Origin of the sequence: Paenirhodobacter sp. (assembly GCF_041916475.1) — a bacterium.
Classification (GTDB): Bacteria; Pseudomonadota; Alphaproteobacteria; order Rhodobacterales; family Rhodobacteraceae; genus Rhodobacter.
The window spans coordinates 81647-101378 of the sequence record NZ_JAYRZN010000010.1; the positions used below are offsets into that span (position 1 = coordinate 81647).

Genomic DNA, 19732 nt, shown 5'->3' on the forward strand with positions numbered 1-19732 from the left:
TCTTGTGTTTCCGATTGGCGCTTGCCACACCTGTGCGGGAAACCGGAGGGGGCGCGTGAACAGGCCGAACCATATCCATTTCACCGCATCGGGCAGCGAGACCGCGCAGGCGGCCTTCGCCGAGCTGGTGGCGCTCTACGGACAGGTGCCGATCGGCGCGGCCGATGTGATCGTGGCCCTCGGCGGCGATGGCTTCATGCTGCAGACGCTGCATGCCGGGGCGGGGCTGCCGGTTTACGGGATGAACCGCGGCTCGGTCGGCTTCATGATGAACGATTATGTGGCCGAGGACCTGCCCGCGCGGCTCGCGGCGGCGGAGGAGGCGGAGATCAATCCGCTGGCGATGCGCGCCCAGACCGCCGATGGCGCCATCCACGAGGCCCTCGCGATCAATGAGGTTTCGCTGCTGCGGGTGGGGCCGCAGGCGGCGAAGCTGCGGATTTCGGTCAATGGCCGGGTGCGGCTGGAGGAGCTGGTCTGCGACGGGGCGATCGTCTCCACCCCGGCCGGATCCACCGCCTATAACTACTCCGTGCACGGGCCGATCCTGCCAATCGGGTCCGACGTGCTGGCCCTGACCGGGATCGCCTCGTTCCGGCCGCGGCGCTGGCAGGGCGCGATCCTGCCCTCCTCGGCGCTGGTGCGCTTCGATGTGCTGGAGGCCGACAAGCGCCCGGTGATGGCCGATGCGGATTCGCGCTCGGTGAAGCCTGTGCTCTGGGTCGAGGTGCGCTCGGAGCCGGGGGTCGCGCACCGGATCCTGTTCGATCCGGGCCATGGCCTCGAAGAGCGGCTGATGCGCGAGCAGTTCGCCTGAGCGGCGCGCTCAGTCCCGCCGCCAGAGCCCTATTTTCCGGTAGATCGTGGAGGCCGCCACGTCCAGCTCCTCCGCCGCGCGGGGCACCGATCCCTCATGGCGGCTCACCGCCGCCTCGATCACGATGCGCTCGATTTCCGTCAGCGTGAGCCCCGCCAGCGCCTCCGGCGTAGGGCTGCCCGCAGGTTCGGGCCCCCGCATCTCCTCCGGCAGCATGGCCGGGGTGACGGCATCGCCGTCGTGCAGGACCGTGATCGCCTGGATGATGCTCATCAGCTGGCGCACATTGCCGGGCCAGGAATGCTCGATCAGCAGGGTCTCGGTGCGCCCGGCGATCCGCTGCAAATTGCGCCGTTCGCGCGCGGCGAAACGCTTCAGGAAGGCCTGGGCCAGCGGCAGGATGTCCTCGCGCCGTTCGCGCAGCGGCGGCACGCGGATCGCCTCCGCGGTCAGCCAGCGATGCAGCTCCGGATCGAGCAGGCCCTGATCGCGCAGGGCCTGCGGGGAGGCGGTGGCCGAGGCCACGACCCGCAGTTCGGGCGCTTCGCGCAGGGCGTCGAGCAGGCGCGGCTGCTGCGCCGGGGCCAGAGCGGAAATGCGGTGCAGGAACAGGGTGCCGCCGATTGCCGCGCGGATCATGCCCTGACGCTGCGCGGTACCATAGAGATGGTCCTCTATGCGGTCCGGTGGCAGCAGTCCGAAATCCACCTTCAGGAAATCGCGGGCGTCCGCGCCCTGGCGCTGCATGTGGATCGTGCGCGCGGCAAGTTCCTTGCCGGTCCCTTCCTCGCCGTGCACCAGCGCCGGGGCGCCGCGTTCGGCGGCGGCACCCAGAGCGGCAACCAGGCTGCGCACCGCATGCGACGTGCCGATGAAGCCCGGGCCGGGGGGATCCGGCGCGATCGGGTTCGCGGCGGCTTCGGCGCGCTGCACCGCGAGGCAGGCGTTCTCGATCGCGGTCAGCAGCCGGTCCTCGCTGATCGGCTTCACCAGAAAATCGCGCGCGCCATAGCGCATCGCCATCACCGCCCGGTCGATCGAGAGGTCCGCCGTCACCACCACGACCGCGGTGGCGGGGCGCAGATCCAGCATCTCGCGCATCAGGTCGAGGCCGTCTCTGTCCGGCAGGAACATGTCCAGAAGCACCACCTGCGCGCCGGAGCGGTGGAACTGCTCCAGCCCCTCGGCCGCCGATTTCGCCGCGATCGGCCTGTAGCCGGCATCGGCCAGATAGGCCTGATAGATCGAGCGCAGCGAGGGGATGTCGTCGATGACGAGGATGGTCTTCGGCTCGGTCTCCTGGTCACTGTGCGGGAACTGGTTCATCTCCGGCCACCGCCGCCGCGCCGCCCGGAAGCCGGCCGGTAAGGAATGGGCAAAGCAGGGAGAAAGGCGGCCGCAGATGCCGCGCCGCGAGGCCGCCCGGCACGCGGGACTTGGGCCAATGTCACTGATAAATCCGATACAATCATGAGTAACCCTGCGCTCAATGTGTCACGCGGGGAGTAGAGATCAAGGCCGAACCGCAATTTGCACGGCGGATCGGGGAATTTCGCCGCAGATGTTGCGCCGGCAAGCCCGATGCGGCGGACCAAATCGCCCGCCGCATCGGCTGCGCCGTCAAGCAGCCGGATAGCCGATTGATTTCAGGGCGATGGTGATCTCGTCGAGAATCGCCGGATCGTCGATCGTCGCGGGCACTTTGAACTCCTGCCCGTCGGCGATCTTGACCATCGTGGCGCGCAGGATCTTGCCCGAGCGGGTTTTCGGCAGCCGGTCCACCACCACTGCGGTCTTGAAGGCCGCCACCGGGCCGATCTTGTCGCGCACCAGCTTCACGCAGTCCTTCACCACCTGTTCGGGCGCCTTCGCAGCACCTTTCTTCAGGCACAGGAAGCCGACCGGGCTCTGCCCCTTCAGCTCGTCTGCCGCCCCGATCACCGCGCATTCGGCCACATCGGGATGCGATGCCAGCACCTCCTCCATGGCGCCGGTCGAGAGCCGGTGCCCGGCGACGTTGATCACGTCATCGGTGCGCGCCATGATGTAGAGGTAGCCGTCCGCGTCGATGTAGCCGGCGTCACCGGTCTCGTAATAGCCGGGGAAGTGCTCCAGGTAGCTCTTGCGGAAGCGCGCCTCGGCGTTCCACAGCGTCGGCAGGGTTCCGGGCGGCAGCGGCAGCTTGATCGCGATGGCGCCGAGCGTGCCCGGGCCGACCTGATGGCCACCCTCGTCCAGCACCTGCACGTCATAGCCCGGCATCGGCACCGAGGGGCTCCCGGGCTTCACCGGCAGCAGCTCGATCCCGAGCGGGTTCGCCGCGATTGCCCAGCCGGTCTCGGTCTGCCACCAGTGGTCGATCACCGGCACGCCGAGATGCTCCTCCGCCCATTTCACCGTATCCGGATCCGCGCGCTCGCCCGCCAGGAACAGGGCCTGCAGGTCGTGCAGCTTGTAGCGATTGATCCACTCGCCGTCCGGGTCTTCGCGCCGGATCGCGCGCAGCGCGGTGGGCGCGGTGAAGAAGCTCTTGATCCGCTGGTTTTGGATCACCCGCCAGAACACGCCGGGGTGCGGCGTGCCGATCGGCTTGCCTTCGAACACCACGGTCTGGGCGCCCGCGATCAGCGGGCCGTAGCAGATATAGCTGTGGCCCACGACCCAGCCCACATCCGAGGCCACCCAGAACCGGTCGCCCGCCTCGATGTTGTAGATGTTCTTCATCGTCCAGCTGAGCGCGACCAGGTGCCCGGCGGTGGAGCGCACGACCCCCTTCGGCTGGCCGGTGGTGCCGGAGGTATAAAGGATATAGGCCGGGTGATTGCCCTCGACCGGCACGCATTCCGCGGGCTCCACGCCATATTGGAACGAATGCCAGGCCACGTCGCGGCCCTCTTCCAGCTTCGCCACTTCTTGCTCGCGCTGGAAGATGACGCAGAAATCGGGCTTGTGGGTGGCCTGCTCGACCGCGGCATCGAGCAGCGGCTTGTAATGCACGATCCGGCCCGGCTCGAGCCCGCAGGAGGCCGCGATGATCGCCTTCGGGGTGGCGTCGTCGATGCGCACGGCAAGCTCATTGGCCGCGAAGCCGCCGAAGACCACCGAATGGATCGCGCCGAGCCGCGCGCAGGCCAGCATCGCCTCCAGCGCCTCGGGGATCATCGGCATGTAGATGATGACGCGGTCGCCCTTCTCGATGCCCTTGGCGCGCAGCGCCCCGGCCAGAGAGGCCACCCGGTCGCGCAGCTCCCGGTAGGTGATCCCCTTGGTCGAATGGGTGATCGGGCTTTCGTGCATGATCGCGATCTGGTCGCCGCGGCCAGCCTCGACATGGCGATCCACCGCGTTCCAGCAGGTGTTCACCTTGGCATCGCAGAACCATTCGTAGATCGGGGCGTTCTCGTCGAACAGCGCTTTCGACGGCTTTTCCACCCAGTCGATCGCCTCCGCGGCTTTCATCCAGAACCCTTCGGGATCGGCTTGCCAGGCGGAATAGACGTCCTTGTATGTCATGCTTGGGTCTCCTCCAGACTTGCAAGCATGTAAGGCGCGGTGAAAGATTTGCGCAAGAATGTTACCGGTCGCAGCCGGGCGCGCTCCGCGAAAATTTGCAGATTTTTGCGGGCTTCCGAGGCAAATGTTTGCAAATTCCGTTATCGCGTCCGGGCTGCTGATCGCCCCGCGCATTTTTGCAAATTCGCCCGCGCCATGGCGGCGCGGGCGGAGAATCTCAGCCGTAGATCGAGACGGGGGTCCCCGCCAGCGCCGAGATATTGAGCAGGCCGCGGGTGGTGATGGAGGGGGTGACGATATGCGCCTTGTTGCCCATGCCCATCAGGATCGGGCCCACTTCCAGCCCTCCGGCCTTCATTTTCAGAATGTTGCGCACGCCCGAAGCGGTGTCGCTGTTGGCGAAGACGAGCACGTTCGCCGGGCCTTCGAGCCGGTCCGCCGGAAGCAGCCGGTGCCGGATCTCCGGATCGAGCGCTGAATCGACGTGCATCTCGCCCTCATAGGCGAAATCGGGCTCGCGCGCGTCGAGCAGGTCGAGGGCTGCGCGCATCCGCCGGCCGGTATCAATGTCGAGGTTGCCGAACTGGCTGTGCGAGCACAGCGCCACCTTCGGCTCCAGCCCGAACCGCCGCACATGGCGCGAGCAGCCCATCACCGTCTCGGCGATCTGCTCGGGGCTGGGGTCGTGATGGACATGGGTATCGGCCACGAACAGCGGCCCGTCCTCCAGGATCATCATGCTCAGCGCGCCGATCGGGTGCAGCCCGCCGCGCGCCAGCACCTCGCGCACATAGCGCAGGTGCCACAGATACTGCCCGAAGGTGCCGCAGATCATGCTGTCGGCCTCGTCGCGGTGCACCATGACCGCGGCGATGGCGGTGCTGTTTGTGCGCATGATCGCGCGGGCCTGGTCGGGCGTCACGCCGCGACGCGCCATCAGCTCGTGATAGGTGCCCCAATAGTCGCGGTAGCGCGGGTCGTCCTGCGGGTTGACGATCTCGAAATCGGTGCCGGGGCGGATCGACAGGCCCGCGCGCTCGCAGCGGCTCTCGATCACGTCGGGGCGGCCGATCAGGATCGGGCGGTCGGTCGTCTCCTCCAGCATCGCATTGGCGGCGCGCAGCACGCGCTCGTCCTCGCCCTCGGCAAAGACGATGCGACGCGTGGCGGTGGCGGCGGCCTCGAACACCGGCCGCATGATCAGCGCGGATTTGAAGACCGAGCCTTCCAGCTTGCGCCTGTAGGCTTCCAGATCCTCGATCGGACGCGTCGCCACGCCCGATTCCATCGCCGCGCGGGCCACGGCCGTGGCCACCACCCCGATCAGCCGCGGGTCGAACGGCTTCGGGATCAGGTAGTCCGCGCCGAAGGTCAGCCGCTCGCCGCTATAGGCCGCTGCCGCCTCGGCCGAAGTGGTGGCGCGGGCCAGTGCCGCGATCCCCTCGATGCAGGCGATCTGCATCTCGTCGTTGATCGTGGTGGCGCCCACATCCAGCGCGCCGCGGAAAATGAAGGGGAAGCACAGGACGTTGTTGACCTGATTGGGGAAATCCGACCGGCCGGTGGCGATGATCGCGCCGGGGGCGACCTTGCGCACATCATCGGGCAGGATTTCGGGCGTGGGGTTCGCCAGCGCGAAGATGATCGGGTTCGGCGCCATCTTCGCGACCATCTCCGGCGTCAGCACGCCCGGCCCGGAAAGCCCGAGGAACATGTCGGCGCCGCCGATCACGTCATCGAGTGTGCGCAGATCGGAGGCCTGGGCATAGGCTTCCTTCTGCGGCGTCATCTCTTCGTTGCGGCCCTGATAGACCAGCCCCTTGATGTCGCACAGCCAGACATTCTCGCGCTTCACGCCGAGCTTCAGCAGCATGTTCAGGCAGGCGATGCCCGCTGCGCCGCCGCCGGTGGAGACGATCTTGATGTCTTCGAAGCGCTTGCCCGCGATGCGCAGCGCATTGGTGGCAGCCGCGCCCACGACGATGGCGGTGCCGTGCTGGTCGTCGTGGAACACCGGGATGTTCATCCGCTCGCGGCAGATCTTCTCCACGATGAAGCAATCGGGGGCCTTGATGTCTTCGAGGTTGATCGCGCCGAAGGAGGGCTCCAGCGCGCAGACGAGTTCGGCGAGCTTTTCCGGATCGGGCTGGTTCACCTCGATGTCGAAGGCGTCGATATTGGCGAATTTCTTGAACAGGACCGCCTTGCCCTCCATCACCGGCTTCGCGGCCAGCGCGCCGATATTGCCGAGGCCCAGCACCGCAGTGCCGTTCGTCACCACGGCCACGAGATTGCCGCGTGCGGTGTAGCGCGAGGCGGTCGCCGGGTCGGCCTTGATCTCCAGGCAGGCCTCGGCGACGCCCGGGCTGTAGGCCCGGCTCAGGTCGCGCCCGTTGGCGAGCGGCTTCGTCGCGCGGATCTCGAGTTTGCCGGGGCGGGGGAACTCGTGATAGTCCAGCGCCGGATGCCGCGCCTGATCGTGCCGTGCTTCGTCCATCTGGGCCTCCCTGAAAACTGGTTTAGCATTAAACCATTTTGCCGGTTGAGGGAATAGACCCGGCAGCCCCGCCCGGCAAGCATCGATCGACCCGCTTGCATCACAATCGGCGGCGGCGCAGACTCGCGGCGTAACCAGCCGGAGGTCCGAATGTCCCTGCTCGATGCGGCGCGCGCGGTGCGCGAGAATGCCTATGCTCCCTATTCGCGGTTCAAGGTAGGGGCGGCGATCCGCGGGGCCTCGGGGGCGATCTATCGCGGGGTGAACGTGGAAAACGTGGCCTATCCCGAAGGCACCTGCGCCGAAGCGGGCGCCATTGCCGCGATGGTGGCCGCGGGCGAGACCGAGCTCGTGGAGGTCGCCGTCATCGCCGACAGCCCAGAGCCGGTGCCGCCCTGTGGCGGCTGCCGCCAGAAGCTGGCCGAATTCGGCACCGGCTCCACCCCGGTCACCCTGGCCACGACCGAGGGCAAGCAATTCGCCACCACCATCGCCGAGCTGCTGCCCGGCCGGTTCGACCAGAGCCACATGAGCCATACATGATGGATGCGCGCAGCATCATCGCGGCGTTGCGCGATGGGCAGGGGATCGGGGCCGAGGCGGCGCGCTGGTTTGCCGAAGGGCTGGCCAGTGGTGCTGTGAGCGATGCCCAAGCCGGAGCTTTCGCAATGGCCGTGGTGCTGAACGGGATCGGGGAGGAGGGCCGCATCGCCCTGACCGGCGCCATGCGCGATTCGGGCCAGGTGTTGCGATGGCACCTGCCCGGCCCGGTGGTGGACAAGCACTCGACCGGCGGCATCGGCGACAGTGTCTCTCTGCTGCTGGCGCCGGCGCTGGCGGCCTGCGGCGTCTATGTGCCGATGATCTCGGGGCGCGGCCTCGGCCATACCGGCGGCACGCTGGACAAGATGGAGGCGATCCCGGGCTACCGCGCATTCCCAGGCATCGAGGTGCTGCGCAAGGTGGTGGCGGATGTGGGCTGCGCGATCATCGGTGCGACCGGCGAGATCGCTCCCGCCGACAAGCGCCTCTATGCGGTGCGCGACGAATCCGCGACGGTGGAGAGCGTCGATCTGATCACCGCCTCGATCCTGTCGAAGAAGCTGGCGGCGGGGCTGGATGCGCTGGTGCTGGATGTGAAGGTCGGCTCGGGCGCCTTCCTGCCGGATATGGAGCAGGCCCGCGGCCTCGCGCGCGCGCTCGTTCATACGGCGAATGGCGCCGGCTGCCGCACCTCGGCGCTGATCACCGATATGAGCCAGAGCCTCGGCCATTCGGCGGGCAATGCGCTGGAGGTGCTGGAGGTGATGGAGACGATCACCGGCTCGGCGGTGAACGAGGCGCTGTGGGATGTGACGGCGGCGCTTGGGGGCGAGGTGCTGGCGCTGGCCGGCCGGGCGCGCAACCTCGACGAAGGCGCGGCGATGATCGACCATGCGCTCGAATCGGGGCGCGCGGCGGAGATTTTCGGGCGGATGGTGGCCGCACTCGGCGGGCCTGTGGATTTCATCGAGCGCTATCCGGACCGCCTGCCCGCGGCGCGGGTGATCGCCCCGGTGCCGAGCCCGCGCGCGGGCTTCGTCGCGGCCGTGGATGGCCGGGCGCTCGGCGAGGCGGTGGTGCGGCTGGGCGGCGGCCGACTGCGCGCGAGCGACCGGGTCAATCCTTCGGTCGGGCTTACCGGGCTTGCCGTCATCGGCGAGGAGATGGCCGAGGGTGAGCCGCTGGCGCTCGTCCATGCGGGGAGCGATGCGGAGGCCGAGCGGGCGGTCGCGGCGATCTGCGCGGCCTATCGGCTGCAGGACGAGCCACCCGAAGAGCCGCCGCTGATCCATGAGCGGATCGGGCCGGAGGCGGCCGCATGAGCCGCGCCTTCCTCATCGTGATGGACAGCGTGGGCATCGGCGGGGCGCCGGATGCAGGGGCGTTCTTCAACGACACCACGCCGGATACGGGCGCGAACACCCTCCTGCATATCGCGCAGGCCTGCGCGGCGGGGGCGGCCGATACCGGGCGCAGCGGACCCCTGCGCATGCCGGTGCTGGATGCGCTCGGGCTCGGCGCGGCGGTGCGGCTGGCTTCGGGAGGCACGGCGCCGGGGCTGGGGGCTGCGCCGCAGGGGCTCTGGGGGGCGGCCACCGAACTCTCGCGCGGCAAGGATACGCCCTCCGGGCACTGGGAGCTGGCCGGCGTGCCGGTGCCCTGGGAGTGGCATTATTTCCGCGAGACCGAGAACAGCTTTCCGCCGGATCTGGTGGCGCAGGTGGCGCGCGCGGCGGGCACGGATGGCATCCTCGGCAATTGCCACGCGCCCGGCACGGCCATCATCGAGCGCCTCGGCGCGGAGCATCTGCGCACCGGCTGGCCCATTTGCTATACCTCGGCCGACAGCGTGTTCCAGATCGCCGCGCATGAGGAGGCTTTCGGGCTGGAGCGCCTGCTGACGCTTTGCCGCGAAATTGCCCCGGTGCTGCATGCGATGCGCGTGGGCCGGGTGATCGCGCGGCCCTTCACCGGGCGGCCCGGCCAGTTCATCCGCACGCCGAACCGGCGCGATTTCGCCATCGCGCCACCCGCGCCCACGATCCTCGACCGCGCGCAGGCCGCCGGGCGCGCGACCCATGCCATCGGCAAGATCGGCGATATTTTCTCCGGCCGCGGCATCGGCCAGCTGCACAAGGGCAAGGACGATGCCGCGCTGATGCTGCATCTGCTGGATCTGGCCGACACCGCCGAGGAGGGTAGCCTGACATTCGCCAATTTCGTGGAATTCGACAGCCTCTATGGCCATCGCCGCGATGTGGCGGGCTATGCGCGGGCGCTGGAATGGTTCGACGCGCAGGCGGGCCTGTTCCTGCAGCGCCTCCGCCCCGGGGACCTGGCGATCTTCACCGCGGACCATGGCAACGACCCGACCTTCACCGGCACCGACCACACGCGCGAGCGCGTGCCGGTGCTGGGCCACGGCTTCGGTTTGAAAGACGTGGGGCATGTGGGTTATGTGGATGTGGGCGCGTCGGTCGCCGCGCATCTCGGGCTGGCTCCCGAGGGGCCTGGGCGCAGTTTCTTATAGGGGATGCAGATGGACGATTTCGTGACGGTGGTGGATCACCCGCTGGTGCAGCACAAGCTCACGCTGATGCGTGAGAAGGACACTTCCACCGCGAGCTTCCGGCAGCTGCTGCGCGAAATCAGCCTGCTTCTGGCCTACGAGGTCACCCGGGGGCTGGAGGTCACGCAAAAGCGCATCGAAACCCCCCTGTGCGAGATGGACGCCCCGATCCTGGAGGGCAAGAAGCTCGCGCTGGTCTCGATCCTGCGCGCGGGGAACGGGCTGCTGGACGGGATCCTGGAGCTGATCCCGGCGGCGCGTGTCGGCTTCATCGGCCTCTACCGCGACCCGGAGACGCTGCAGCCGGTGGAGTATTACTGCAAGGTGCCGCCGATGCTCGACGAGCGGATGGTGATCGTGGTGGATCCGATGCTGGCCACCGGCAACAGCTCCGCCGCGGCGGTGCAGATGCTGAAGGACCGCGGCGCGAAGAACATCCGCTTCCTGTGCCTGCTGGCCGCGCCGGAAGGGGTGGCGCATATGCGCGCCGCGCATCCGGACGTGCCGATCGTGACGGCCTCGGTGGATGAATGCCTGAACGATCACGGCTATATCGTGCCGGGGCTGGGTGACGCCGGCGACCGGATGTTCGGGACGAAATAGGGTGCTGGTGCGGGGTCTGGCGATCGTCCTTGTCTCGGCACTGCCCGCTTTGGCCGGGCCGACCGAGCCGCCGCCTGCGGGCTTTGCCGGGGCGCAATATGTGGACAGTGCGGGCTGCGTGTTCCGGCGCGACGGTGCGGGCGGCTGGCAGGCGCGGCTGACGCGCGACGGCCAGCCCCTGTGCGGCTATGCGCCCACGGGGGGAAGCGCGCCCCGGATGCCGGGGCCCTTCGCAGCCGGAGGGCCGCCGGAGACGATCATCACCGATATGCGCACGCTGCCGGGCGCCCTCACCAGCTGCCCGAACCAGCCCGCGCTGGCGCAGCGCTATGCGCTTTCGGATGGACGGGTGGTGATGCGCTGTTCGCCCGAGGTGGACGATCCGGTGGGCTTCATCAACCGTGCCGGTGTGGCGGGCCTTCGCGTCTCGGGTGTGGCGCCCGGGGCCGGGCCGCTGCGCGGAGAGGCTGCGGGGGTGGTGCTGCTGGAGATTGCGCTGCGCCATCCGGTGGCGGCCAGCGCGCCGCAAAAGCCGCGTCGTGCCGCGCCCAAGGCCGCCGCCAGCGCCGAGAAATTCGTGCAGATTGGCGCTTTCGGCGATCCGGCGAATGCGCAGAAGGTGAAGGAGCGGATCCGTGCGCTGAACCTGCCCGTCGCCACCTCGCGCCTGAAGCGTGGGGGCAAGGAGCTGGAGCTGATCTTCTCCGGCCCGTTCGATGCCAAGGGCGCTGATTGCGCACTGGAGCTGCTGCGCGGGAAGGGCTTTCCCGAGGCGAAGCTGCGCTGAAATGCAAAAGGCACGGGAAATCCCGTGCCTCTCAGCATGCCGTGCAGGGCAGATCAGGCGGCCGGTTGGGCCTTGATGATCGCCTTCTTGATCTTCAGCGCGTTCGAGGACAGCTCCGAATCGCTCGCCTTCATCAGATAGGCGTCGAGGCCACCGCGGTGGTCGACCGAGCGCAGGCCAGCGGCCGAGATGCGCAGCTTGAACGACTGCCCGAGCACGTCGGAGATCAGGGTGACTTCGTTCAGGTTCGGCAGGAAGCGGCGACGCGTCTTGTTGTTCGCGTGGCTGATGTTGTTGCCCGACATCGGGCCCTTGCCGGTCAGTTCGCAGACGCGCGACATGGCGTTTATCCTTCGTTTCCTCGGGGCGCGTGTCCGCCCTATTCCAACACTACGTGCGCCGCAGACCCGCAGCGCCTCTGAATTCGTTCGCGGGGCATAAGGGCAAAGCCACCCCGCGTCAAGCGATTCATGCTTCGCCCAGCATTTCCGCGACCCATTTGGGCACGATCCGCGTGGCCGGGCCATGGCGCGCCGCATCGAACAGCCGTGAGCCCGCGGAGGGCTCCAGGTTCAGCTCCAGCGTCTCCACGCCGGCATGCCCGGCATCGGCCACGAAGCCGGCGGCCGGGTACACATTCCCCGACGTGCCGATCGAGACGAACAGGTCCGCACGGCGCAGCGCCTGCCAGATCTCCTCCATCCGGTAGGGCATTTCGCCGAACCAGACGATATCGGGACGGGCCGCGGGGCGGGCGCAGGCGGGGCAGGGGTCCGAAACCCGCATCACTGCCGGGGCCGTCCAGCGGTGCCCGCAGCGCGCGCAGAGCGCCCCGGTGAGCGCGCCATGCATGTGGATCAGGCTGCGCGAGCCCCCGCGCTCGTGCAGGTCGTCCACGTTCTGGGTCACGATCAGCACCTCATGCCGCCCGTCGGCCTCCAGCCGCGCCAGCGCGCGGTGCGCGGCATTGGGCGTGGCCGCCGCGGCCGCCGCGCGGCGCGCGTTATAGAAGCGCAGCACCAGTTCCGGATCGCGGGCGAAGCCCTCGGGCGTGGCCACGTCCTCGATGTGGTGCTCCTCCCAGAGCCCGTCCGCTGCGCGGAAGGTGCGCAGGCCGCTTTCGGCGGAAATCCCCGCTCCGGTCAGGACAACGATTCTCGCCATGCGCTCCTCCTGCTATATCCGCCCCATGCGTATCCTGTTTCTCTGCCTGGGCAATATCTGCCGCTCCCCCGCCGCCGAAGGCGTGTTCCGCGATATGGCCGCGAAGGCCGGGCTGTCGGTCGAGCTCGACAGTGCGGGCACCGGCGGCTGGCATACCGGCTCGGCGCCCTATGGCCCGATGCAGGTCGCGGCGCGGCTGCGGGGCTATGATCTGGCCGGCCTGCGCGCGCGCCGGATCGCGGTCGAGGATTTCGACCGGTTCGATCTGATCCTGGCCATGGATGAGCGCAACCTGCGTGATGCCACCGAGATCGCGCCCAAAGGCGCGCGGGCGCGGCTGGAGATGTTCCTCGACGGAGAGACCGGCCTGCGCGAAGTGCCCGATCCGTATTACACGCGCGATTTCGAAGGCTGCCTTGATATCATCGAGGCCGGGTCGCGCGCGCTGCTGGACCGCGTTCAGCGCGTGCAGTAGGCTTCCGCGGTCTCGGCGAAGGCCTTGTAGCGGGCCCAGAAATCGTTGTCGGCCTGGCTCGGCGACATCCGCACTTCCTGCGCCTTGTCCGGGTCCTTGAAGAAGCCCGCGGCGCGGCGCTGGTCCGAGCGGCTGAGCGTCGAATCGGCCACCTGCTGGATGCAGCCGCAGGTGGCGGCATTGGCCCGCCCGGCGTATTTCATGCAGGCCGAGTCGATCGCGCCCGCATGGGCCGTGCCCGCCGCGAGAAGCCCCGCGATCACGATCAGGGATGTCTTCATACTGCTGCCCTCGTTTTCCGGGCGGGCTGCGTGGTCCGCCACTTGTGAAATTGCGCGGAATGCTAGCGATTCTTGCGTGAAAACGCAACGAATTGCGGGGGCAGGGTGCTGCGGCGAAGTGCGCCGCAACGGCTTGCGGTGGCCCTGCTGCGGGCCACCACCTTTGGTCAGGCGATCACCTCGGCCTCGTAGCCCGCGGCCTTCAGCGCCGCCAGCACGGTCGATTCGGGCAGGCCATTGACCTCGACCTCGTGGTCTTCGAGGCTGACGATGGCCTTGCCGCCGACTTCGGTGATCGCGGCTTCGATGCTGGCCTTGCAATGGTTGCAGGTCATGGTGGGGACGGACAGGATCATGGGCACCTCCGGATCGGTTGCGCGAAAGATCGGTCAGGGCGCGGGGCGCGTCAATGGCGGTTTCGTTTGACCGCGCCCGTTTGGCACGTCAAACAGCGCAGCCATGAGCGATGCGATCGAGATCCGGGATATCCACTACAGGCGCGAGGGCACGCAGGTGTTCTCGGGGCTGAGCCTGACGCTCTCTGAGCGCCGGGTGGCGCTGGTCGGGCGCAATGGCTCGGGCAAATCCACACTGCTGCGTCTGGCGGCGGGGCTGCTGGCGCCGCAGTCGGGCCGGGTGACGGTGGCGGGGGTCGATGTCGGCCGGGACCGGCGCCGCGCGCTCGATACGGTGGGCATCCTGTTCCAGAACCCCGATCACCAGATCATCTTCCCGACGGTGATCGAGGAAATCTGCTTTGGGCTCGAGCAGCAGGGCCTGAGCCGCGCCGCCGCCCGGGAGCGCGCGCGGGCCGCGCTGTCGGCGCATCCGGATTGGGCGGAGCGGCTGTGCCATACCCTCTCGCAGGGGCAGCGGCAGATGGTGTGCCTGCTGGCCATCCTGGCGATGGAGCCGCGCTGGATCCTGTTCGACGAGCCGTTCAACAGCCTCGATCTCCCCGCGACGCTGCGCATCGAGGCGCGGATTGCGGCGCTCGGCCAAAATGTGCTGACGGTGACCCACGATCCGCTGCGGGTCGTGGGCTATGACCGGGTGATCTGGCTCGAGGCGGGGCAGGTGGCGGCGGACGGTCCTCCGGCCGAGGTGCTGCCGGCCTATACCGCCGCGATGGAGCGGATCGCGCGCGAGGATGCATGCTGAGCCTCGCCCTTCCCGGGACGAGCTGGGCGCACCGCCTTCCCGCGGGCGCCAAATTCGGCGCGCTCGCGCTCCTGTTGCTAGGGCTTGCGCGGCTGGAGGCGCCGGTGCCCCTGTGTGCCGCGCTGGTCGCCGTGGCGGCGCTCTATGCGACGCTGGGCGGGCGCGGGCTGCGCGCGGGGCTCGCGGGGCTGCGGCCGCTGGTCTGGATCCTGGGGTTTCTCGCGCTGTGGCAGCTCTGGCTTGCCACGCCGCGCGAGGCGCTGGTGCTGGTGCTGCGGATCCTGGCGATGGTGGCGCTGGCCAATTTCGTGACGCTGACCACGCCCCTGCCGGATCTGATCGCGCTGGTGGAGCGGCTGTCGCGGCCACTGGCGCGGTTCGGCTTGTCGCCCAGGCTGCCGGCGCTGGCGGTGGCGATGGTGCTGCGCTTCGTGCCGGTGCTGCGCGGGCGGATGGAAATTCTGGCTCTGGCCTGGCGGGCGCGGTCGCGCCGCAGGCCGGGGCCGAGACTGATCGTGCCGATGACCCTTTCGCTTCTCGACGATTCGGAGCATCTGGCAGAGGCTTTGCGCGCCAGAGGAGGGTTGAACCCGGCGCGCGTTAACAGGAGAGACTGACATGGAACGCAACTTTGCCCTCATCGTGCTGTTTGCCGCGCTGATCTGCGCGCTCGGCTTCGTACCGCCGATTTCGCTGGCCTCGGGGGTGCCGATTTCGGCGCAATCGCTGGGCGTGATGCTCGCGGGGGCGGTGCTGGGCAGCTGGCGCGGGGCGCTGGCGGTGCTGGTGGTGCTGGGGCTGGTGGCGCTTGGGCTGCCGGTTCTGGCGGGCGGGCGCGGGGGCCTTGGCGTCTTCGCGGGGCCGACGGTGGGTTTCCTCGTGGGCTGGCTGGCGGCGGCCTGGGTCACCGGCTTCGTCGTGGAGAAAACCACCGGCCATGTCGGCGCGGCGGCCGCGTTCGGCGCGGTTCTGGGTGGGATCGTGGTGCTCTATCTGTGCGGTACGCTCGGGCTGATGGCGATCCTGAAGAAGGGCGTCCTTGAGGCGCTGCTGCTCTCCACCCCGTTCATTCCGGGCGACCTGATCAAGGCGGTGATCACCGGCTGGCTGACGATGACCATCGCGAAATACCGCCCCGGCGCGCTGCTGTCGCGCCCGCTCTGAGCCCCCTTTCCGGCCCCTGTTTTTCTGGATATATGCCGCGCCATGACCGAGCTTGATCACATCCGCAATTTCTCGATCGTGGCGCATATCGACCACGGCAAATCCACGCTGGCCGACCGCCTGATCCAGATGACGGGGACGGTGGCCGCGCGCGACATGAAGGCGCAGATGCTCGACAGCATGGATATCGAGCGCGAGCGCGGCATCACCATCAAGGCCAACACCGTGCGGATCGAATACCCGGCGAAGGACGGGGAAACCTATGTCCTGAACCTGATCGACACGCCCGGCCACGTCGACTTCGCCTATGAAGTCTCGCGCAGCATGCGCGCGGTGGAGGGCTCGCTGCTGGTGGTGGATGCCTCGCAGGGCGTCGAGGCGCAGACGCTGGCGAACGTCTATCAGGCGATCGACGCGGGCCACGACATCGTGCCGGTGCTGAACAAGATCGACCTGCCCGCGGCTGATCCGGATGCGGTGAAGGCCAATATCGAGGACGTGATCGGCATCGACGCTTCGGATGCGATCCCGATCTCGGCCAAGACCGGCCTCGGGATCCCCGATGTGCTGGAGGCGATCGTGACCCGGCTGCCCGCGCCGAAAGGAGACCGCAACGCGCCGCTGAAGGCGATGCTGGTCGATTCGTGGTACGACCCCTATCTGGGCGTCGTGGTCATGATCCGGGTCATGGATGGCGTGATCCGCAAGGGCGACCGGATCAAGATGATGCAGACCGGCGCGGTTTACGGCATCGACAAGCTCGCGGTGCTGAAGCCGCAGATGGTGGATTTCCCGGAGCTCGGCCCGGGCGAGATCGGCGTGTTCACCGCCTCGATCAAGCAGGTGCGCGATACCCGGGTGGGCGACACCATCACCCATGAGAAGAAGCCCTGCGCGGCGCCGCTGCCGGGCTTCAAGCCGGCGCAGCCGGTGGTGTTCTGCGGGCTGTTCCCGGTCGATGCCGCCGATTTCGAGGCGCTGCGCGATGCCATCGAAAAGCTCGCGCTGAACGATGCCTCGTTCAGCTACGAGATGGAGACCTCGGCCGCGCTCGGCTTCGGCTTCCGCTGCGGCTTCCTCGGGCTTTTGCACCTGGAGGTCGTGCGAGACCGGCTGGAGCGGGAATACGATCTCGACCTGATCACCACGGCGCCGTCGGTGGTGTTCAAGCTGCACATGAAGGATGGCGAGGTGCGCGACCTGCACAACCCCGCCGACATGCCCGACCTGACCTATGTCGACCATATCCAGGAGCCGCGGATCAAGGCGACGGTGATGGTGCCGGACGAATATCTGGGCGATGTGCTGAAGCTCTGCCAGGATCGGCGCGGGATCCAGCTCGATCTGACCTATGCCGGCTCGCGGGCGATGGTGGTGTACGACCTGCCGCTGGCCGAGGTGGTGTTCGATTTCTACGACCGGCTGAAATCGGTGACCAAGGGCTATGCCAGCTTCGATTATCAGCTGAGCGAGTACCGCGAGGACCGGCTGGTGAAGATGTCGATCCTGGTGAACGACGAGCCGGTCGATGCGCTGTCGATCATGGTCCATGCCGACCGCGCCGAAAGCCGCGGCCGGGCGATGGTGGAAAAGCTCAAGGAGCTTATCCCGCGGCACATGTTCAAGATCCCGATCCAGGCTGCGATCGGCGGGCGGGTGGTCGCGCGCGAGACCCTGAGCGCCATGCGCAAGGACGTGACCGCGAAGTGCTACGGCGGCGACGCCACCCGGAAGAAGAAGCTGCTGGAAAAGCAGAAGGCCGGGAAAAAGAAGATGCGCCAGTTCGGCAAGGTGGAGATCCCGCAATCCGCGTTCATCTCCGCGCTGAAGATGGACGATTGACGGCGGCCCCTTCGGGGGCCGTTTCGTTTCGCGGCTTGCCCGGGCGCGCGGGGCGCTCTACACCCCGGATATGACCGAGCACGACGACACCCCGCCCTCGACCCATTCCGAGCCGCTGAGCCGCGCGATCGGCGAGCGCTACCTGACCTACGCCCTCTCGACGATCATGCACCGCGCACTGCCCGATGCGCGCGACGGGCTGAAGCCGGTGCACCGGCGCATCCTGTTCGCGATGCGCGAGCTGAAGCTCAGCTCCACGGGCGGGTTCCGGAAATCGGCGAAGATCTCGGGCGATGTGATGGGGAACTATCACCCGCATGGCGATGCCGCGATCTATGATGCGATGGCGCGCCTCGCGCAGGATTTCGCGATGCGCTATCCGCTGGTGGACGGGCAGGGCAACTTCGGCAACATCGACGGCGACAACCCGGCCGCGAGCCGCTACACCGAAGCCCGCCTCGCGGCGCCTTCGGAGGTGCTGCTGGAGGGGCTGGCGGAGAATGCGGTCGATTTCCGACCGAACTACGATGGCACGCTGGAAGAGCCGATCGTGCTGCCCGCGGCCTTCCCGAACCTGCTGGCGAATGGCGCCTCGGGCATTGCGGTCGGTATGGCGACGAACATTCCGCCGCACAATCTGGACGAGCTGATCGACGGCTGCCTCGCGATGATCAGGGATCCGGGCCTGTCGGACGAGGCGCTGGTCGGACTGATCCCGGGGCCCGATTTCCCGACCGGCGGCGTGATTGTGGAGCCGAAGGAACAGATCCTGGAGGCATATCGCAGTGGGCGCGGGGCGTTCCGGCTGCGCGCGAGATGGGCGACGGAGGATCTGGGCCGCGGTACCTGGCAGATCGTGGTGACGGAGATCCCGTATCAGGTGCAGAAGGCGAAGTTGATCGAGCGGCTGGCCGAGCTGATCGAGACGAAAAAGGTCCCGGCGCTGGCGGATGTGCGCGACGAGAGCGCCGACGATGTGCGCATCGTGCTGGAGCCGCGGGCGAAGACGGTGGATCCGGCGCAGCTGATGGGGATGCTGTTCCGCAATTCGGAGCTGGAGATCCGCTTCAGCCTGAATATGAACGTACTGATCGACGGCAAGGTGCCGAAGGTCTGTTCGCTGAAGGAAGTGCTGCGCGCGTTTCTGGATCACCGGCGCGAGGTGCTGTGCCGCCGCTCGCGGCACCGGCTGGAGAAGATCGCGACGCGGCTGGAGATCCTGGAAGGCTATATCGTCGCCTATCTGAACCTCGATCGGGTGATCGAGATCATCCGGTTCGAGGACGATCCCAAGCAGGCGCTGATGGCGGAGCCGTGGAAGGCCGAGGGCGGGGCCGTCGCGCGGCTGAGCGAGGCGCAGGCGGAGGCGATCCTGAACATGCGGCTGCGCAGCTTGCGCCGGCTGGAAGAGATGGAGCTGCGCACCGAGCGCGATGGCCTGCTGGCGGAGCGCGCGGATCTGGAGGCGCTGCTGGCCTCCGAGCCCGCGCAGTGGAAGAAGATCACCCAGGAGCTGGGCGAGGTGCGCAAGGCCTTCGGCAAGGGCACCGCGATGGGCAAGCGCCGCACCGTCTTCGATACCGCGGGCGAGGTCGTGGAGGTGCCGATCGAGGCGATGATCGAGCGCGAGCCGATCACGGTGATCCTGTCGCGGATGGGCTGGATCCGGGCGATGAAGGGGCATCAGCCGCTCGATGCCGAGGTGAAGTTCAAGGACGGCGACGGGCCCGGGTTTGCGCTGCATGCGGAGACCACCGACCGGATCGTGCTGATGGGTTCGAACGGGCGGGCCTGGACGGTTCTGGGCGCGAACCTGCCCGGCGGGCGCGGCATGGGCGAGCCGGTGCGGCTGATGGTCGATCTGCCGAACGAGGTCGAGGTGACGCATGTGCTGGTGCCGAGGGCCGGGGAGAAATACCTGCTGGCTTCGTCGGATGGCGACGGGTTCATTGCGCCGGCCGAAGAGCTGATCGCGCAGACGCGGACCGGCAAGCAGGTGCTGAACATGCGTGATGGCGCGCGGACCGTGGTGTGCCGCGCCACGGGCGGGGACCATGTGGCCTGCGTGGGCGAGAACCGCAAGATGCTGGTGTTTGCGCTGGAGGAACTGCCGGAAATGGCGCGGGGCAAGGGCGTCCGGCTGCAGAAGTTCAAGGATGGCGGGCTGACGGATGCGGTGACCTTCCGCCTGGCGGACGGGCTGAGCTGGAAGGATCCGGCCGGGCGGACCCGGACGGAGACCGATCTGGGCGAGTGGCTGGCCAAGCGGGCGACGGCCGGACGCATGGCGCCGCGTGGCTTCCCGCGCGACAACCG

The 19732-nt window shown here is 68.1% G+C and carries 19 protein-coding genes; 12 read left to right on the plus strand and 7 right to left on the minus strand.

The genetic code is table 11. The features are described 5' to 3' along the window. Positions 1–55 precede the first annotated feature (55 nt). Positions 56–817: an NAD kinase gene (locus ACOMG5_RS06190; RefSeq protein WP_420342925.1), complete on the plus strand. Its 762-nt coding sequence runs from the start codon at positions 56–58 to the stop codon at positions 815–817. Positions 818–826: 9 nt separating this feature from the next. Here the strand turns inward: ACOMG5_RS06190 and ACOMG5_RS06195 are convergent, their stop codons facing one another. The 3 genes from ACOMG5_RS06195 to ACOMG5_RS06205 form a co-directional block, all read right to left on the minus strand. Next, complete coding sequence (locus tag ACOMG5_RS06195; protein WP_420342926.1) at positions 827–2143, minus strand: sigma-54-dependent transcriptional regulator; 1317 nt, start codon at positions 2141–2143, stop codon at positions 827–829. A gap of 294 nt (positions 2144–2437) precedes the next feature. After that, positions 2438–4330: a propionyl-CoA synthetase gene (locus ACOMG5_RS06200; RefSeq protein WP_420342927.1), complete on the minus strand. Its 1893-nt coding sequence runs from the start codon at positions 4328–4330 to the stop codon at positions 2438–2440. Between the two features lie 217 nt (positions 4331–4547). Beyond that, positions 4548–6827 (minus strand): NADP-dependent malic enzyme, encoded by a 2280-nt coding sequence (locus tag ACOMG5_RS06205; RefSeq protein ID WP_420342928.1) that lies wholly within the window; start codon positions 6825–6827, stop codon positions 4548–4550. Positions 6828–6977: 150 nt separating this feature from the next. On the opposite strand from ACOMG5_RS06205, the gene ACOMG5_RS06210 reads away from it, so the two are divergent. The 5 genes from ACOMG5_RS06210 to ACOMG5_RS06230 are packed head-to-tail and all read left to right on the plus strand — an operon-like array spanning position 6978 to position 11329. Continuing rightward, positions 6978–7370 carry a cytidine deaminase gene (locus ACOMG5_RS06210; RefSeq protein WP_420342929.1) on the plus strand — a complete coding sequence of 131 codons (393 nt, stop codon included), beginning with the start codon at positions 6978–6980 and terminating at the stop codon, positions 7368–7370. Continuing rightward, the gene (locus ACOMG5_RS06215) at positions 7370–8692 is read left to right on the plus strand and encodes a thymidine phosphorylase (RefSeq protein ID WP_420342943.1); all 1323 of its coding nucleotides are present in this window, start codon (positions 7370–7372) and stop codon (positions 8690–8692) included. The genes ACOMG5_RS06210 and ACOMG5_RS06215 overlap by 1 nt, the downstream gene beginning before the upstream one ends. Continuing rightward, complete coding sequence (locus ACOMG5_RS06220; RefSeq protein ID WP_420342930.1) at positions 8689–9900, plus strand: phosphopentomutase; 1212 nt, start codon at positions 8689–8691, stop codon at positions 9898–9900. The genes ACOMG5_RS06215 and ACOMG5_RS06220 overlap by 4 nt, the downstream gene beginning before the upstream one ends. A 9-nt stretch (positions 9901–9909) precedes the next feature. Continuing rightward, positions 9910–10542 carry a uracil phosphoribosyltransferase gene (gene upp / locus ACOMG5_RS06225; protein ID WP_420342931.1) on the plus strand — a complete coding sequence of 211 codons (633 nt, stop codon included), beginning with the start codon at positions 9910–9912 and terminating at the stop codon, positions 10540–10542. Position 10543: 1 nt separating this feature from the next. Then, positions 10544–11329: an SPOR domain-containing protein gene (locus ACOMG5_RS06230; protein ID WP_420342932.1), complete on the plus strand. Its 786-nt coding sequence runs from the start codon at positions 10544–10546 to the stop codon at positions 11327–11329. A 53-nt stretch (positions 11330–11382) separates the two neighbouring features. Here ACOMG5_RS06230 and rpmB read toward each other — a convergent pair whose 3' ends face one another. Both rpmB and ACOMG5_RS06240 read right to left on the minus strand, forming a co-directional pair. Continuing rightward, complete coding sequence (gene rpmB, locus ACOMG5_RS06235) at positions 11383–11670, minus strand: 50S ribosomal protein L28 (RefSeq protein WP_420342933.1); 288 nt, start codon at positions 11668–11670, stop codon at positions 11383–11385. Between the two features lie 127 nt (positions 11671–11797). Then, complete coding sequence (locus ACOMG5_RS06240) at positions 11798–12493, minus strand: NAD-dependent deacylase (protein WP_420342934.1); 696 nt, start codon at positions 12491–12493, stop codon at positions 11798–11800. 25 nt (positions 12494–12518) lie between these two features. Here ACOMG5_RS06240 and ACOMG5_RS06245 point away from each other — a divergent pair, with 25 nt between their 5' ends. Next, on the plus strand, positions 12519–12968 hold the full coding sequence (locus ACOMG5_RS06245) for a low molecular weight protein-tyrosine-phosphatase (protein ID WP_420342935.1): 450 nt from the start codon (positions 12519–12521) through the stop codon (positions 12966–12968). Here ACOMG5_RS06245 and ACOMG5_RS06250 read toward each other — a convergent pair. After that, positions 12953–13249 carry a hypothetical protein gene (locus tag ACOMG5_RS06250; RefSeq protein WP_420342936.1) on the minus strand — a complete coding sequence of 99 codons (297 nt, stop codon included), beginning with the start codon at positions 13247–13249 and terminating at the stop codon, positions 12953–12955. The genes ACOMG5_RS06245 and ACOMG5_RS06250 overlap by 16 nt on opposite strands. A gap of 167 nt (positions 13250–13416) precedes the next feature. Next, positions 13417–13605 carry a heavy-metal-associated domain-containing protein gene (locus ACOMG5_RS06255; RefSeq protein ID WP_420342937.1) on the minus strand — a complete coding sequence of 63 codons (189 nt, stop codon included), beginning with the start codon at positions 13603–13605 and terminating at the stop codon, positions 13417–13419. 103 nt (positions 13606–13708) lie between these two features. On the opposite strand from ACOMG5_RS06255, the gene ACOMG5_RS06260 reads away from it, so the two are divergent. The 5 genes from ACOMG5_RS06260 to parC all read left to right on the plus strand — a co-directional run. Then, the gene (locus ACOMG5_RS06260; RefSeq protein ID WP_420342938.1) at positions 13709–14410 is read left to right on the plus strand and encodes an energy-coupling factor ABC transporter ATP-binding protein; all 702 of its coding nucleotides are present in this window, start codon (positions 13709–13711) and stop codon (positions 14408–14410) included. Continuing rightward, a complete protein-coding gene (locus ACOMG5_RS06265) occupies positions 14404–15027 on the plus strand; it encodes an energy-coupling factor transporter transmembrane component T family protein (RefSeq protein WP_420342939.1) in 624 nt (207 codons plus the stop codon). The genes ACOMG5_RS06260 and ACOMG5_RS06265 overlap by 7 nt, the downstream gene beginning before the upstream one ends. A gap of 1 nt (position 15028) precedes the next feature. Continuing rightward, on the plus strand, positions 15029–15574 hold the full coding sequence (locus ACOMG5_RS06270) for a biotin transporter BioY (protein WP_420342940.1): 546 nt from the start codon (positions 15029–15031) through the stop codon (positions 15572–15574). A gap of 42 nt (positions 15575–15616) precedes the next feature. Further along, positions 15617–17416, plus strand: coding sequence for a translation elongation factor 4 (lepA, locus tag ACOMG5_RS06275; RefSeq protein ID WP_420342941.1), 1800 nt, complete (start codon positions 15617–15619; stop codon positions 17414–17416). Positions 17417–17486: 70 nt separating this feature from the next. Then, positions 17487–19732: DNA topoisomerase IV subunit A (parC, locus tag ACOMG5_RS06280; protein WP_420342942.1), on the plus strand; the 2246-nt coding region annotated here is incomplete at its 3' end.